This is a genomic window from Stenotrophomonas sp. YJH_SMC_32, from assembly GCF_059369975.1.
In genome coordinates this window covers 81,640-95,179 of sequence record NZ_JCAFTE010000002.1, presented here as the reverse complement: position 1 = coordinate 95,179, position 13,540 = coordinate 81,640, and the positions used below count along the sequence as shown (strand labels likewise).

Annotated in this window: 14 protein-coding genes and 1 other RNA gene; 7 read left to right on the top strand and 8 right to left on the bottom strand. The window is 66.8% G+C overall.

The window, feature by feature from the left end; genetic code table 11:
* Positions 1 to 351: 351 nt before the first annotated feature.
* On the top strand, positions 352 to 1,575 hold the full coding sequence (locus AC5P7S_RS04380) for a cytochrome P450 (protein WP_111174881.1): 1,224 nt from the start codon (positions 352 to 354) through the stop codon (positions 1,573 to 1,575).
* A gap of 17 nt (positions 1,576 to 1,592) precedes the next feature.
* Here the strand turns inward: AC5P7S_RS04380 and AC5P7S_RS04375 are convergent, their stop codons facing one another.
* The 3 genes from AC5P7S_RS04375 to ssrA all read right to left on the bottom strand — a co-directional run bounded on the left by AC5P7S_RS04375 (position 1,593) and on the right by ssrA (position 4,748).
* Positions 1,593 to 3,614, bottom strand: a complete 2,022-nt coding sequence (locus AC5P7S_RS04375; protein ID WP_095377437.1) for an esterase/lipase family protein — start codon at positions 3,612 to 3,614, stop codon at positions 1,593 to 1,595.
* Between the two features lie 136 nt (positions 3,615 to 3,750).
* Complete coding sequence (locus AC5P7S_RS04370; protein WP_053499134.1) at positions 3,751 to 4,236, bottom strand: hypothetical protein; 486 nt, start codon at positions 4,234 to 4,236, stop codon at positions 3,751 to 3,753.
* Between the two features lie 158 nt (positions 4,237 to 4,394).
* Positions 4,395 to 4,748: a transfer-messenger RNA gene (ssrA, locus tag AC5P7S_RS04365) on the bottom strand.
* 220 nt (positions 4,749 to 4,968) lie between these two features.
* Here ssrA and AC5P7S_RS04360 point away from each other — a divergent pair.
* Complete coding sequence (locus AC5P7S_RS04360; RefSeq protein ID WP_095377360.1) at positions 4,969 to 5,541, top strand: hypothetical protein; 573 nt, start codon at positions 4,969 to 4,971, stop codon at positions 5,539 to 5,541.
* Positions 5,542 to 5,569: 28 nt separating this feature from the next.
* Here AC5P7S_RS04360 and AC5P7S_RS04355 read toward each other — a convergent pair whose 3' ends face one another.
* Together AC5P7S_RS04355 and smpB are read right to left on the bottom strand one after the other, a co-directional pair.
* The gene (locus AC5P7S_RS04355) at positions 5,570 to 6,001 is read right to left on the bottom strand and encodes a GNAT family N-acetyltransferase (protein WP_095377359.1); all 432 of its coding nucleotides are present in this window, start codon (positions 5,999 to 6,001) and stop codon (positions 5,570 to 5,572) included.
* A complete protein-coding gene (gene smpB / locus AC5P7S_RS04350; protein ID WP_005416174.1) occupies positions 5,998 to 6,501 on the bottom strand; it encodes an SsrA-binding protein SmpB in 504 nt (167 codons plus the stop codon). Before smpB ends, AC5P7S_RS04355 begins: the two co-directional genes overlap by 4 nt.
* Before the next feature lie 57 nt (positions 6,502 to 6,558).
* Between smpB and AC5P7S_RS04345 the strand changes: the two genes are divergently transcribed.
* Both AC5P7S_RS04345 and AC5P7S_RS04340 read left to right on the top strand, forming a co-directional pair.
* Positions 6,559 to 6,984, top strand: a complete 426-nt coding sequence (locus AC5P7S_RS04345) for a type II toxin-antitoxin system RatA family toxin (protein WP_005416175.1) — start codon at positions 6,559 to 6,561, stop codon at positions 6,982 to 6,984.
* Positions 6,985 to 6,987: 3 nt separating this feature from the next.
* Positions 6,988 to 7,245 (top strand): RnfH family protein, encoded by a 258-nt coding sequence (locus tag AC5P7S_RS04340; RefSeq protein ID WP_005416176.1) that lies wholly within the window; start codon positions 6,988 to 6,990, stop codon positions 7,243 to 7,245.
* A 34-nt stretch (positions 7,246 to 7,279) separates the two neighbouring features.
* On the opposite strand, the gene AC5P7S_RS04335 is transcribed toward AC5P7S_RS04340, so the two are convergent.
* A complete protein-coding gene (locus AC5P7S_RS04335) occupies positions 7,280 to 7,672 on the bottom strand; it encodes an outer membrane protein assembly factor BamE (protein ID WP_005409234.1) in 393 nt (130 codons plus the stop codon).
* Positions 7,673 to 7,775: 103 nt separating this feature from the next.
* Between AC5P7S_RS04335 and fur the strand changes: the two genes are divergently transcribed.
* Positions 7,776 to 8,183: a ferric iron uptake transcriptional regulator gene (gene fur, locus AC5P7S_RS04330; RefSeq protein ID WP_005409235.1), complete on the top strand. Its 408-nt coding sequence runs from the start codon at positions 7,776 to 7,778 to the stop codon at positions 8,181 to 8,183.
* A gap of 62 nt (positions 8,184 to 8,245) precedes the next feature.
* Here the strand turns inward: fur and AC5P7S_RS04325 are convergent, their stop codons facing one another.
* Complete coding sequence (locus AC5P7S_RS04325) at positions 8,246 to 9,502, bottom strand: SGNH/GDSL hydrolase family protein (protein ID WP_095377358.1); 1,257 nt, start codon at positions 9,500 to 9,502, stop codon at positions 8,246 to 8,248.
* 97 nt (positions 9,503 to 9,599) lie between these two features.
* Here AC5P7S_RS04325 and AC5P7S_RS04320 point away from each other — a divergent pair, with 97 nt between their 5' ends.
* The gene (locus AC5P7S_RS04320) at positions 9,600 to 10,517 is read left to right on the top strand and encodes a LysR family transcriptional regulator (RefSeq protein WP_095377357.1); all 918 of its coding nucleotides are present in this window, start codon (positions 9,600 to 9,602) and stop codon (positions 10,515 to 10,517) included.
* Positions 10,518 to 10,651: 134 nt separating this feature from the next.
* Here AC5P7S_RS04320 and recN read toward each other — a convergent pair whose 3' ends face one another.
* On the bottom strand, positions 10,652 to 12,313 hold the full coding sequence (gene recN, locus AC5P7S_RS04315; protein WP_065179665.1) for a DNA repair protein RecN: 1,662 nt from the start codon (positions 12,311 to 12,313) through the stop codon (positions 10,652 to 10,654).
* Positions 12,314 to 12,428: 115 nt separating this feature from the next.
* On the opposite strand from recN, the gene hrcA reads away from it, so the two are divergent.
* Positions 12,429 to 13,493, top strand: coding sequence for a heat-inducible transcriptional repressor HrcA (gene hrcA / locus AC5P7S_RS04310; protein ID WP_095377356.1), 1,065 nt, complete (start codon positions 12,429 to 12,431; stop codon positions 13,491 to 13,493).
* Positions 13,494 to 13,540 lie beyond the last annotated feature (47 nt).

Here is a 13,540-nt window from a genome sequence, read left to right as displayed (position 1 = left end):
CAGCATAGGAGGCTGCGTGCGCAGGCGCGATGAGGGATTCCCCTCAATCGGCCGCAACCCGGATGCTGCAGTGCGCCACCCGGCCGGTTGGACAGTGGGATTATGTCGTGTTATCTAGCCAGTGCCGGGATAATCCCGGCATAACCACACAGCAAGCAAAGGAATGAAAATGAAAAGATTCGCCCGAGCATTGCGCGTCACTCTGAATATTCATCCGAACGAAAAGAGCAGCGTGTGGAATACCTGGCCGCTGTGGGTCGAATTCTGATCCTGCCAGCCAAACCCGCGATTGAGCGGTAGCAAGACGAAGGGACTCGTCTTTCGAGTCCCTTCCTGCCGGAGACGCACTGCATGCAAGGGATGTCGAATGAAGGCAGCGCCATTGCTGCCGAGCGCCTGGCTGCGCGCGTGGAGCGCGAAGGGCCTGTGCTGAAGCTGGAAACCGGCGGTGTTGGGGTGTTCTGCCCGGAACTGGCTGGCAAGGTCGACAAGGAGAATTCCGAGCACCTGTTCGTGGTCGAGTCGCTGGCCGACCTGTTCCGCCGTCACGAGCGCGTGCGCTGGACCGAAGTGCGCAGCCTGATCGCCACCTGTAGTGCTGAGCTCACCGGAGCACAGACCCTGGAGGCACTGCAGTCGCGCATGAGGCAAGCTCTGGATGGGGTGTGCGGGCATGCGCTGGATGCCACGCCGGCGGTGTGGAAAGTGATGGCCCATCCCTTGATCCCGCTGGTGATCGACGGGCTCGATGCCCGCGGCACCGCAGCCATCGAACGCGCCCTGCATCTGCGCTACACCACCCAGGTCGAGCAGGTCATCCATCGGCGCCACCTGCTGCGCAACTTCCTCATCGGCCGTGCCGAATCACGGGCGATTGCCGCCGAACTCAAGCACCGTGTCCGCAGCGGACGTTCGGCGCTGGATTACGCGCAGTCATTGCTGAGCCTGCGAGAGCGCATTGGCCTGGACAAGGTCACCTACCTGGTCACCGTGCAGCTGATCGCCATTTCCGGCGTGCCCGGCATGATGGCCGCCTGCCTGCTGCTGGCGATGCAGATGCATCCACACTGGCGCCAGCGCATCGAGGAGGAATTCGCGCCGCTCTCGGAGGCGGAGATCCACGCGCTGCCGATGGCCAGGATTCCCTGCACGATGCGCTTCCTGAAGGAAGTGATGCGGCTGTACTCCACGCCCTTCAACAACCGTCGGGTGGCTGCCTGCGATCTGCAGGTGGAAGGGCAGGCCATCGCCGAAGGTACGGTCTTCGAGCTGAGCTCGTTCATCCAGCACCGCTCGGCGAAGTACTGGGATGACCCGCTGCAGTTCGATCCCGATCGCTGGTTGCCCGAACGGCGCAAGCGTACCGCCGGCATCTATGTGCCTTATGGCTTCCCCACGCGTTCCTGCGTGGGATCGGCGGTCGGCAATGCACAGCTGGTATTGCTGTGCGCGCTGCTGGCACGCGAGTTCCGCTTCACCCCCAGCGCCGATTATCGGCCCGAGGTGCGCATGGAGGGCTTTGCGATTCCGGCGGCGCTGCATGGCACGTTCTCGCGGCGTACGGCCGGTGCCTGATCTGTCGGGACGGCGGCTTACTTTCCCGTTCGCCCGTGTGCCTGCATGTCCTCATGCAGGATCCGCCGCAGCTCGACGATGGCCGGCGTAGCTTCCTGCACGCTGTGTCCGGACACGATCACCTTCTCCGAATCCGCGTGCGGCAGGTGCGAACTCCAGTAGGGCACCAGCCCGTCATCGGTCTTCTCAAGTGGGCCATCGGCCTTGGCGCGGGCGATGATCGAGTGGTAGTGCACCTTCGGTGACATCGGCAGGTCAGCCACGGCGCGGACGAACGGGTCGTCCTTGTCCAGGTTCTGGATGCTGTTCATCTGGTAGCCGTGCTTGCCGTCATTGCGGTCGATCTGGCCGTCGTTGGCGATGGTGGCGAAGTCTTCCAGCACGGTCAGTGGCAACCGCACCAGCCGGCCGATCCACCGGCCGAGGCGGGTGCCCGCCACGTCGGTACCGCGATGCGGCGTGGCGATGAACACCACGCGGGACACTTCCGGTTCTGGCAGGAAGGTCAGCACCGGTGCGCCTTTGGTGCGCAGCAGTTCGCGCTGGGCGGGCGTCATCTGCGCGGTGGCCAGCAGGGTGTCGACCAGGTGGTCGCCGGAGGAGGAGATCATCAACCGTGCGATCACCCCGCCCATGCTGTGCCCCACCAGCACCATGTCATGCGAGGCCTGCGCCTTGCCGCTGGGGTCGAAGTGCTTGAACACTTCAGCCAGCGTGTGGCGCATCGCATCGTGGCTCATCGCGATGGGCATGTTGGTCGGGTAATAGAACTGCCAGACCTGGAAGTCCCGGCGGATCTCGTCGTCGCGCAGCAGTTCGTTGGCCACGTTGACCCAGGCTTCCGGACTGCTGGCCAGGCCATGGATCATCAGCAGCACGCGGCGGTTCGGGTCGTAGGGCTGCATCATGTACAGATGCGGCGTGTCGATGCCGCCCTTGCCACCGAACAGCGTGCGCAACGACTGTCGGCTGAAGTTGGAGCGGGCCAGCCACAGCGCATAGCCGGCAGTGAAGTTGGCCGCCAGTGGCACCTGCTGGCCGTGCAGGGTCACTTCCGAAACCTGGTAGGGATCGTGGATCTCCAGCTCCGGCTCGTCATCGTGCAGCACCTCCCACAGGTTGTTCCCCGAGAAGCGCAGCAGCACCGTCATCGATGGCGAGGGCATCTCGCTCCAGCTCTGCGTGGCCGAAGTGCTGGCCTGCGTTGCCTGCGCCGCTGCCCGAGGCGTGGTGGCCGTGCTGCCGGCCGGGTCATCCATCACCGCCACCAGCTCGGCACCGAAGCCATCGCGGCGATGCACGCTGCGCAGCGTACCGGTGAACGACAGCGAGGCGGCGGGTACCAGCTCGCTGGGGGTACGCTGGTCCAGCGCCGATGCTTGGTCTGAAGGGGCCAGCACGAAGGTCCAGCGGCCCAGCTGGAAATGGCTGGCCTGGCCGTGCACGCGGCCGGTGGCATACGCGTTGTACAGCTGCACCGAGGCTTCCTGCACCGCCAGGTTGTAGTAGTCGCGCACCTGGGTCTGGCGGTCTTCGAAACCACGCTGGTTGGCGGTGCGCTCGGTGAAGAACAGATAGGCATAGGCCTGGCGCGCGACCTGCATCCACGCATCGAGGCGTGGCTGGAAGTCGGCATCCAGCTCGGTGACTGCGGTCTTGGCGCGGCCGGATGCCGAGTACTCGCGCGTTGGCGCCGGCAGGGTCATCGCATACTGCAGCCACAACTCGGCCAGGCTGGAGCGCTTGTCTTCCTCGCGCACCACGATGCTGCTTTCCATGGCCTCGATGCAGGGCAGGCCGGGCTTGGCACAGACGCCCTCATCGAGCCCGGCCACGCGCAGGGTCTCAATGGTCGCCGCGCTGAGCTTGCCGGAGGTCAGGATGTCACCGCGCTTGAGCGCGATGTACTGGCCGGGCGTGACCGAGGCAACCTGCACCGACGGCCCGAACTGGCGCAGCGTCGCGCAGCCGCCCAGGGTGAGCAGCACGGTGATGATGAGGGTCGTGCGGCCGATGAAGCCCAAGCCCGTGGTAGCCATGCGATCCTCCTGCGCGGTGGCGCCACTCTAGCGGCCGGCCTGTCAAAGCGGAATCTACCGGCTGGGTCGGGCTTGGCGGCGAGTGCGGTTGGTAGATTCGGGCAGTTCCGTGCGCCGGCTGCAGGTTCCTAGCCCATCAGTGGCTGATCTGGCACTTCACCGCCGCCGAATAGCCCTCGTAGTCGTCGCCTGCGATCACGTGCAGGGTGTGGTGCTTGTCGATGCGCTTCACGTACGAAGGTTCTTCGGTATTGGCATGCTCGTTGACCTCGGTCACCGACCAGTCCCTGGCCAGGCGCTTGGCGTCGACACCGTTCAGGTACACGAAGAGGCCTTTCTCGCCTTCGGCCACAGTCACATCGGCACTGTTGACCGTGCCGCCAAACAGCGCGACCGGCTTGTCCTCCGGCTCGAAGGTGCCGCCCGGCTTCTTGGCCAGGCCGGCCGCCTGCAGGGCATCGATGGCGTCGGCCGCACTGAAATCCGAGCCCGCCTTGCAGGCCAGCAGCGCTTCCAGCGTGGCGGTGCCGGGCGGCGCGATGGCCGGGGCTGCGGCGTGCGTGGCTGGGGCGGCGGCGAGCGCGGTGAGGAACAGGGCGAGCGTGGTTGTGGCGATTTTCATTGCAGATCCTTCTGGCGGTCGCGGATGGAGGAACTGTTGTGTTGGCGGTGTCATCCCGATTATGCGCCACACGTCCTGCGCGACGTGCAGGCACAAAAAAGCCGGAACCCCAGTTGACGGGAGATCCGGCTTCTTGCGGCCTCGACAGGCCATACAGATGGTGGAGGTGGGCGGAATTGAACCGCCGTCCGAAGGCACTCCATCCCCAGCACTACATGCTTAGCTCACCGTTGGATCTCGTCCCCGAACAGCACGGTGCGCAAAGCGCATCCGGGAACCAGCCTGTTGTGTTCTAGTGCCGGACTGACAGGCAGCCGTCCAGCGCGATTCCATGATAGTGACTCTACACCGCGAGCATGGACACAAGCGGTTTCGAGGCTTAGGCCTTAAGCGGCCAGAGCGTAGTTGTCGTCGTTGGCAACTAGAGTTTTGCAGCTGGATTTACGAGGAAAGCTACCCCCTCGGCATGCGCCAGGCGACTTCACAACCCCCGTCGAAACCAATGCACCCCCGGTTTCTTCAAGTTCTGCAAGGTACAAGGCCTGTTTCGTGTCGCCACGGTCAGTGCCTGCCCAACAGTGGCAATGCTACGGCAAAACAGCTGAACAGTCACCTTGGCAATCCACAACAAGTTGTAGAGCCTCCTTCATATCGGATTGGTAACGTCATGGGCACGAATTTGCGACACACTGGCGGCGACCATCCGGGCCAGGACAGACACGGAGACTGTGGGTGACCGAGGCAAGCCAACAACGCAGCCTGCGACAGCTGGTCGGACCCGTCGGGGCCGACTACCAGCGGCGCGCGCTGCCGCCTAGTTGGGTCTGGGCCGTGCTGGGTGTGCTGCTTGCGGCCACCTGCCTGACCGAACTGCCGGCCACAGCGGCCGCAGCACTGGTCGCCAGTGCGGTGGTGGTGCACTGGTCGCAGCGCGGTCGCATCCATTGGCTGGGCTGGCGCCTGCCGGGCCTGGCGGTGTTGGCGGCCCTGCTGTGGGGGCCGGAAGTGCTGTCGCAGTGGTTCGAGCACGGGCTGGCCGTGGTCCTGATGTCGCTGGCCAGCCTCAGCATCGGCGTGCATGTGTGGCAGTCGCGGCAGATGGCGCAGCAGCTCCAGGGCGCGGCCGATTCGATGGATGACGCCCAGTTGCTGGCCCTGCTGCCGGCCGACGCAGCCCAGCTGGCGCAGCGGTGGCGCGCCGGCGATGACCGGCATGCGCCCGAACTGGCGGTGGTGATGCATCTGGCCGTGATGCACGCCGCGCTGGCACCGCGCATGCGCGGGCAGGGCGTGCTGGCGGGGTGACCGGCAGGCAACTCCAGCGCCGACACGACTACGACCCCGACAACGTCTTGCGCAGGTAGATCCGCTCGTGACCGGGTGGGCAATCGGGCAGTCGCCCATACACGGTGTAGCCCTGCCGCAGATAGAAGGCTTCGGCCTGCCAGTCGAAGGTATCCAGCATCACGTTGCGGGCGCCAAGCTGGCGCGCGGCGGCTTCTGCTTCCGCCAGCAGGCGCTGGCCGATGCCTTGCCCGCGCAGTTCCGGATCCACCCACAGCACATGTACCTGCAGCCAGCCGGCACAGACGTCGGCCAGCACGCCGCCGCGCAGCCTGCCGTGCTCGTCATGCCAGGCCAGGCGGACTGGGGTCTCATCGAACGCATCGCCGCCGTGGGCCTGGTTGAAGGCCAGCAGGCGCGCGCACAACGTGCGCGTTTCATCGGCGCTGGCAGTCGCCATGGCGCCGATGGGAGTGATCATGCGTCGCGGTTGCCGCGACGCATCACGCGCTGCTTCTCGATCGCCCAGTCGCGGTCCTTGGCGGCATCGCGCTTGTCGTGGGTCTGCTTGCCCTTGGCCAGCGCGACTTCGAGCTTGATCTTGTTCTTGCTCCAGTACATCGCAGTGGGCACGATCGTGTAGCCATCGCGCTCGACCTTGCCGATCAGCTTGTCGATCTCGTTCCGGTGCAGCAGCAGCTTGCGCTCGCGCCGGTCATTGGCCACCACGTGGGTGGAGGCCTGGATCAACGGGGTGATCTGTGCACCGATCAGGTAGATCTCGCCGCGCTTCACATAGGCGTAGGCATCGATGATGTTGCCACGGCCTGCGCGGATCGACTTGACCTCCCAGCCCTGCAGGGCGAGGCCGGCCTCGAAGCGCTCTTCGATGTGGTATTCGTGGCGGGCACGCTTGTTCAACGCGATGGTTTTGTTGGCCGTCGCGCTCTTTGCTTTATCCTTGCCGCTGTTCTTGCTCATTTCCGTATTGTCTCCGATTCGGGCCCGCCCGGTCGATTGCCGAAACGTCCTGTATTCATGCCTACTATCCGCCGCAGCGCCCTGGTCGAACATTCGGCCGCGCGCATGTTCGACCTGGTCAACGACGTCCAGGCCTATCCGCGCCGTTTCCGCTGGTGCTCTGCTGCCCAGATCGTTGAGGAGGGCGAGGACCGCCTGGTGGCGCGACTGGACCTGGGCCTGGGCTCGTTCAGCACATGGTTCCAGACCGAGAACACCCTGCAGCGCCCGCACAGCATTGATATGCAGCTGCGCGATGGCCCGTTCAAGCAGCTGCACGGCCGCTGGGAATTCCATGCGCTGGCCGAGGATGCCTGCAAGGTCACCCTGACCCTGGAGTTCGAACCCAGCTCGCGCCTGCTCGGTCCGGCGCTGGCGATCGGCTTCCAGGGGCTGGCCGATCGCATGGTCAACGATTTCGTCCGCGTCGCCGACGAGGGCTGAGCGATGATCGAGGTCGAGGTGGTGCTGGCCTGGCCGCAGCGGGTGCTGTCGCGCCGCTTGCAGCTGGAAGAAGGTGCGACCGTGGCCGACGCCATTGCCGCCGCCGCGCTGGAAGGCAGTGCCGATTGCCCCGCCGTCGCCGTTCACGGTGTGCTGGCTCGCCCGCAGCAGGCACTGCTGGAAGGTGATCGCATCGAGTTGCTGCGCCCGTTGCTGGCCGACCCCAAGGACAACCGCCGGCGTCGCGCGCTCGGCGGTTGATTCCGGCAGCCGTACCTGCGGACGGGCAGGGGGCTCAGCGGCCCTTCTTCTTCTTGTCCTTCGGCAGGTTGCGGCCGAACTGGCGCACGGTCTGCTGGGCCAGGGCCTTGTCGTTGCCCGGGAAGTAATCGCCTTCCCAGCGGGTCACGGTGTCATTCTCGAAGAACACCACGAAGTTCTTCACTTCGGTACGACCCAGGCGGTTCACGCGCTGGCTGGAAGTGTAGTCCCAACGCTGGGCGTGGAACGGGTCGGGAATGGACGGGGTGCCCAGCAGCGCGGTGACCTGCTGCTTGCTCTGCCCGACCTGCAGCTTGGCCACGGCATCTTCCCGGATCAGGTTGCCCTGATAGATGGGTTGCTTGTAGATGATGCCGCACCCGGTGGTGGACAGGGCGACGGCGGCGACCAACAGGAGATTGCGCATCGGGACTGGCGGTTGGGGAAATCAAACCGATGATACACTCCCGGCGTGCCACCGCGACCCAATCCGAGGCAGCTGGCGCTAAATCGCCAATGAACGGAGACCTATGGAAACCCACGACCTGCGTAAAGTCGGCCTGAAGGTGACCCATCCGCGGATGCGGATCCTGGCGCTGCTGGAGCAGCGCAATGCCCAGCACCACATGACCGCCGAAGACATCTACCGCCAGCTGCTGGAGCACGGCGACGAGATCGGCCTGGCCACGGTGTACCGGGTGCTGACCCAGTTCGAGGCCGCCGGCCTCGTGCTCAAGCACAATTTCGAGGGCGGCCAGGCGGTCTACGAACTGGACCGTGGCGGCCACCACGACCACATGGTCGACGTGGACAGTGGCAAGATCATCGAGTTCGAAAGCCACGAGATCGAGGAGCTGCAGCGCAAGATCGCCGCAGACCATGGCTACGAGCTGGAAGAGCACTCGCTGGTGCTGTACGTGCGCAAGAAGCGCAAGTAATCCGTTCCGGCCAGCTGGATGCGACGAAACCCCGGGCCTGCCCGGGGTTTTTCGTTGATGGGTCAGAGCCCTTTCCGTTCAGGTAAGGGATCCGACCCCTTGCGGCCCAGCAGGATCTCCAGGTCCACCGCCTCAGCCATGGCCCGGTTGCCGGCATCACCCGGGTGGAGGTGGTCGCCGGAGTCGTAGGCCACGGCCATCCGTGAGGGATCGGCCGGGTCGCGCAGCGCCGCGTCCAGGTCGATCACCGCGTCGAACGGGCTGTCCGTGCGCAGCCAGGCATTGAGCTGGCGGCGCAGGGTGTCCTTGTCCGGTTGGTAGTAGTCGTCCAGCGGCGTGCCGGGCAGGGCGCCAGCGAACGGTGGCAAAGTAGCGCCCACGATCCGCACACCTCGGCGGCGGGCCTGTTCTGCCAGCGCGCGATACCCCGCCTGCAGCTCGCTCAGCGTGGGCCGGGCCTGGTTGCGGGCGAATGCGGTACCTGGCCAGCTGATGTCATTGATGCCGATCAGCACGATCACACTGGATACCGCAGGCTGGTCCAGCGCGTCGCGCCGGAAGCGGACCAGGGCGGATTCACCCATGCCGTCGCGCAGCAGCCGCCCCCCGGAAATGCCGGCGTTCACCACGGCTATGCCCCGCGCTGCCAGGCGCGCGGCCAGATGATCGGTCCAGCGCTGGTCCTGGTCGAGGCTGGCGGTGGCACCGTCGGTGATCGAATCCCCGATCACCACTACGCTGCGCGCGTCGGTGTCGGCCTCGACGTCAATTCCGGTCAGCAGCAGGCGGGCGGTGGTGCTGCTGGCTGCGCTCAGGGCCTGGGCCCGGCTCTGGTCGCCGGGGGCGATCCAGCTGGTCTGGCGGCCTTCCCAATGGAACGTCTGAACGGTTGCCGGCCCCGGCACAAAGACGCTGACCTGCAATGCCTGGCGGTCATCCGTGGCCAGCGGGAGCGGATCGCTCAGCTGTTCCTGACCGGGCCCGATCAACACCCCGGGCTGGCCGCCGAAGCTGAGCGGTTGCGGGATGGCGCCCGCGCGTGCGGCCACGCTGGCCGCCCTGATCCGCAGCGGCCGGGTGCCGTAGGCATTGCTCAGCCGCACCCGCAGCCGCGGGCCGCCCAGGCTGACACGCACCGTCTGGCGGAAGGTCTGGTCCTGCAGCGTGGCCGGGACCAGGGTCGGGAACAGGAAATCCGCGTTCCAGACCGGCTGCGGGCTGGCCTGCCAGCTGGCGACCCAGTGCGGGGCGGATGCGGCACTGGCGGCGCCGGACATGGCGAGCAGGGCGGTGGTGGTGAGCTGGCTCAAGCGGTTCATCGGGCAGTCCCGAGTGGAGGGACCGCCATGGTGATTCCGTGCTTATCTGTGAACTAGACTGCGCACGGACAATCATCTGTGAACTGGATTCATCGCCATGGCGCGACCCGACATCAACCGATCCGGCGAACTGGAAGTGTTCGTGCGGGTGATCGAGACCGGTGGCTTTTCCGCTGCGGCCCGCACGCTGGACATGACGCCGTCGGCGGTGAGCAAGCTGGTGGCGCGGCTGGAGCAACGGCTGGGCACGCGCCTGCTGCAACGCTCCACCCGCCAGCTGCAGCTGACCCCGGAAGGCTGCGCGTTCTACGAGCGTGGCCTGCGCGTGCTGGCCGACCTGGACGAGGCCGAGCGTTGTGCCAGCGCCCATGCCGAGCCGCGCGGGCGGCTACGGGTCAACTCCAACGTGCCGTTTGGCCGCCATTTCCTGTTGCCGCTGCTGCCGGCGTTTCTTGAGCGTAACCCGCAGGTGGGCGTGGACCTGACCCTCAACGACGAGGTGATCGACCTGCTGGAGCAGCGCACCGATGTGGCAGTGCGGGCCGGGCCGCTGAAGAGCTCCAGTCTGGTGGCGCGACGGCTGGGCGCGACGCGGATGATGATCGTGGCTGCACCGGCCTACGCGCAGCGGCACGGGCTGCCACGCACTGCCGAGGAGCTGCAGTCGCACAACCGGCTGGACATCGGCCATGCCCGTGCGATGCAGGGGTGGCCGTTGCTGCAGGAGGGGCGCGAGCGGATGCTGCTGCCCAGTGGCAATGCCCGCGCCAGCAACGGCGATGCGCTGCGCCAGCTGGTGCTGGGCGGGCTGGGCATGGCGCGGCTGGCGGAATTCCAGGTGCAGGAGGACATTGCTGCCGGGCGCTTGCTGCCGGTGCTGGAAGAGGCCAATCCCGGTGACCTGGAAGAGGTGCACGCGGTGTTCCTCGGGCAGGGCGGTTACCTGCCGCTGCGGGTGCGCGCGTTCCTCGATTTCCTGGTGGAGAACGTCGACCTGACGCGGCCGTTGGGGTGATACGGGTAGTGCCGGCCGCTGGCCGGCAACCTCACGATCATCGTCTACCGGTGTTGGGTTGCCGGCCAGCGGCCGGCACTACCGTGCGGGTGGGTTGTAGATCCACGCCATGCGTGGATAACCGTGAACAGGCCTCAGGCCTGCAGCAGCTTGCGGGCGGCGGCGCGCGCTTCCTTGCTCACTTCCACGCCGCCGAGCATGCGCGCCAGCTCTTCCTCGCGCGCCTTGTTGTCCAGCTTTTCCACTGCGCTCTGGGTCATGCCTTCCACCGGGGCCTTGCTGACCCGGTAATGGGCGTGGCCCTTGGAGGCGACCTGCGGCAGGTGGGTCACGCACAGCACCTGGCGCTTCTCGCCGAGCGCGCGCAGCTTCTGGCCGACGATGTCAGCCACCGCGCCGCCGATGCCGGAGTCGACCTCGTCAAACACCATGGTCGGCACCGCATCCAGGTCCAGCGCGGCCACTTCGATGGCCAGCGAAATACGTGACAGTTCACCGCCCGAGGCCACCTTGCGCAGGGCGCGCGGCGGTTGGCCGGCGTTGGCCGCCACCAGGAACTCGACGCGCTCGGCACCCTGCGGGTCGGGCTTGCCGCTGTCCTGTGGCTCCAGTTCGATCAGGAACTGGCCGCCGCCCATGCCGAGCTCGGCGATGATGCCGGTGGTGGTGGCCGACAGTTCGGCAGCGGCGCTGCGGCGGCTGGCGGTCAGCACTTCAGCCTGTACGCGCCAGGCGGCGGCGGCCTTGTCGATCTCGCCGGCCAGGCGCTGCAGGCGCTCATCGGCACCGCGCAGTTGCTCCACTTCGGCATGCATGCGCTCACGTTGCGCGCCCAGCTCGTCCATCGGCACGCGGTGCTTGCGGGCCAGGTCGTGCAGGCGGCCGAGGCGGCGCTCGTTCTCCTCGAACTGTTCCGGGTCGGCGTCGAGGTCGTCATGCACCCGGTCCAGCAGCGACAGGGCTTCGTGCAGCTGGATCGAGGCGTTCTCGATCAGGCCGTCCACCTCGCCCAGGCGCGGGTCGTGCTCGACCAGCCGCGACAGCTCGTGGCGCACCTGCTGCAGCAGGTCCAGCGCGGAGCTGCCGTCTTCACCGTTGAGCTGGTTGCTGGCCGCCTGGCAGGCGCTCAGCAGGGCGCTGGCGTGGGCCTGGCGACGGTGGCTGGCGCCAAGCGCGGCAATCGATTCCGGTTCCAGGTCCTCGCGGTCCAGTTCGCGCAGCTGGTGCTCCAGGAAGCCGATCCGGTCACTGACGTCGCCCTGTTGCGACAACGCCAGAGATTCATCGACCAGTGCCTGCCAGGCCGCGGCGGCGTGGCGCACCTGGCGGCGCTCGTTCTCGTTGCCGGCATAGGCATCCAGCAGGGCCAGCTGCGACGGGCGCGCCAGCAGCGCCTGCTGTTCATGCTGGCCGTGGATCTCCACCAGCAGCGAGGCCAGGTCGCCCAGCTGTGCCAGCGTCACCGGGCGGCCATTGATCCAGGCCCGCGAGCCGCCGTCGGCGCGGATCACGCGGCGCAGCTGGCATTGGTCCTCGTCGTCCAGCTCGTTGTCGGCCAGCCACTGGCGGGCGGCCTGCAGCTGCTCCAGCGCGAACTCGGCGGAAAGCTCGGCGCGTGCGGCACCATGGCGGACCACGCCGCTGTCAGCGCGCAGGCCGGACAGGAAGCCCAGTGCGTCGACCATCAGCGACTTGCCGGCGCCAGTCTCGCCTGAAACCACGGTCATGCCTGGCCCGAACTCCAGTTCGGTGGCGCGGACGACGGCGAAATCCTTGATCGAAAGATGTCTGAGCATGGGTAAGGGGGTGTCAGCAGCCGCGCAACGCTAGCACGCGGGCGCGGGAGGTCCAATGACTTGCCAAGGCGATGCGCCGCCATTATCTAGTGTCCGTGTCTCACAGGTTGATTCCATGCACGGTTCTCCCGACCAGCTTGCCCCGCGTGCGCGCCACCTGCTGCGCACGCTGATCGCGCGATACATCCAGGACGGCGAGCCGGTCGGCTCGCAGACGCTGGCGCGCGTGGCCGGCCTGGAGGTCAGCCCGGCCACCATCCGCAACATCCTGGGCGACCTGGAGGATCTGGGCCTGCTGGCCTCGCCACATACCTCGGCCGGCCGCGTCCCGACCGCGCATGGCTACCGGGTGTTCGTCGACAGCCTGCTGCAGATGCAGCCGCCGGGCGAGGGCGAGCTGGCCCGGTTGCGCCAGGAACTGGCCGGTGGCGGCAGCACCCAGGCCCTGCTCGGCAGCGCCTCGGAGCTGCTGTCGGCGATGAGCCACTTCGTCGGCGTGGTCAGCGCACCGCGGCGCGAGCAGTTCGCCTTCCGCCAGATCGATTTCGTGGCGCTGGATGGGCGCCGGGTGCTGGCGATCCTGGTATTTGCCGACAACGAGGTGCAGAACCGGGTGATCGAGACCCGGCAGGAGTTTGCGCCAGGCCAGCTGGAGCAGGTCGCCAACTACCTCAATGCGCATTTCGCCGGCCTGCCGATGGCCGAGATCCGTACCCGACTGCTGCTGGAGCTGTGCGACGCCCGGTCCGAACTGGAGCAGTTGCTGACCCACAGCATCGAACTGGCCGAGCAGGCCCTGCAGCCGGCGGCCGACGACATGCTGGTGGCCGGGCAGACCCGCTTGATGGGCGTGCAGGACCTGTCCGACCTGGAGCGCCTGCGCGAACTGTTCGAGCTGTTCTCCAGCAAGCGCGAGATCCTGCAGCTGCTGGAGCGGACCATCCAGGCGCCGGGGGTGCGCATCTTCATCGGCGAAGAGACCGGAATGATGCCGCTGCAGGGCGTCTCGCTGGTCACTGCCCCGTACACCGCCAATGGCCAGGTGCTGGGCGTGCTGGGCGTGATCGGTCCCAAGCGGATGGCCTACGACCGGGTGATCCCGCTGGTCCAGGCCACCGCCGATGTGCTTGGCGCGGCCTTTTCACCGGCCGGACGCACGCCGGGAACATCCGACGCTTGAAACGCAGCATCCCGCCCACACTAGGGTGGGTGGAGGCGGAGAGTGAC

What these genes read in the sequence shown, in the direction of transcription:
- fur (WP_005409235.1), top strand. Translation starts at nt 7,776, where the DNA reads ATGGAAACCCACGACCTGCGTAAAGTCGGCCTGAAGGTGACCCATCCG.
- AC5P7S_RS04370 (WP_053499134.1), bottom strand. Translation starts at nt 4,236, where the DNA reads ATGAAAATCGCCACAACCACGCTCGCCCTGTTCCTCACCGCGCTCGCC.
- AC5P7S_RS04320 (WP_095377357.1), top strand. Translation starts at nt 9,600, where the DNA reads ATGGCGCGACCCGACATCAACCGATCCGGCGAACTGGAAGTGTTCGTG.
- AC5P7S_RS04375 (WP_095377437.1), bottom strand. Translation starts at nt 3,614, where the DNA reads ATGGCTACCACGGGCTTGGGCTTCATCGGCCGCACGACCCTCATCATC.
- recN (WP_065179665.1), bottom strand. Translation starts at nt 12,313, where the DNA reads ATGCTCAGACATCTTTCGATCAAGGATTTCGCCGTCGTCCGCGCCACC.
- smpB (WP_005416174.1), bottom strand. Translation starts at nt 6,501, where the DNA reads ATGAGCAAGAACAGCGGCAAGGATAAAGCAAAGAGCGCGACGGCCAAC.
- AC5P7S_RS04345 (WP_005416175.1), top strand. Translation starts at nt 6,559, where the DNA reads ATGCCTACTATCCGCCGCAGCGCCCTGGTCGAACATTCGGCCGCGCGC.
- AC5P7S_RS04340 (WP_005416176.1), top strand. Translation starts at nt 6,988, where the DNA reads ATGATCGAGGTCGAGGTGGTGCTGGCCTGGCCGCAGCGGGTGCTGTCG.
- AC5P7S_RS04335 (WP_005409234.1), bottom strand. Translation starts at nt 7,672, where the DNA reads ATGCGCAATCTCCTGTTGGTCGCCGCCGTCGCCCTGTCCACCACCGGG.
- AC5P7S_RS04355 (WP_095377359.1), bottom strand. Translation starts at nt 6,001, where the DNA reads ATGATCACTCCCATCGGCGCCATGGCGACTGCCAGCGCCGATGAAACG.
- hrcA (WP_095377356.1), top strand. Translation starts at nt 12,429, where the DNA reads ATGCACGGTTCTCCCGACCAGCTTGCCCCGCGTGCGCGCCACCTGCTG.
- AC5P7S_RS04380 (WP_111174881.1), top strand. Translation starts at nt 352, where the DNA reads ATGCAAGGGATGTCGAATGAAGGCAGCGCCATTGCTGCCGAGCGCCTG.
- AC5P7S_RS04325 (WP_095377358.1), bottom strand. Translation starts at nt 9,502, where the DNA reads ATGAACCGCTTGAGCCAGCTCACCACCACCGCCCTGCTCGCCATGTCC.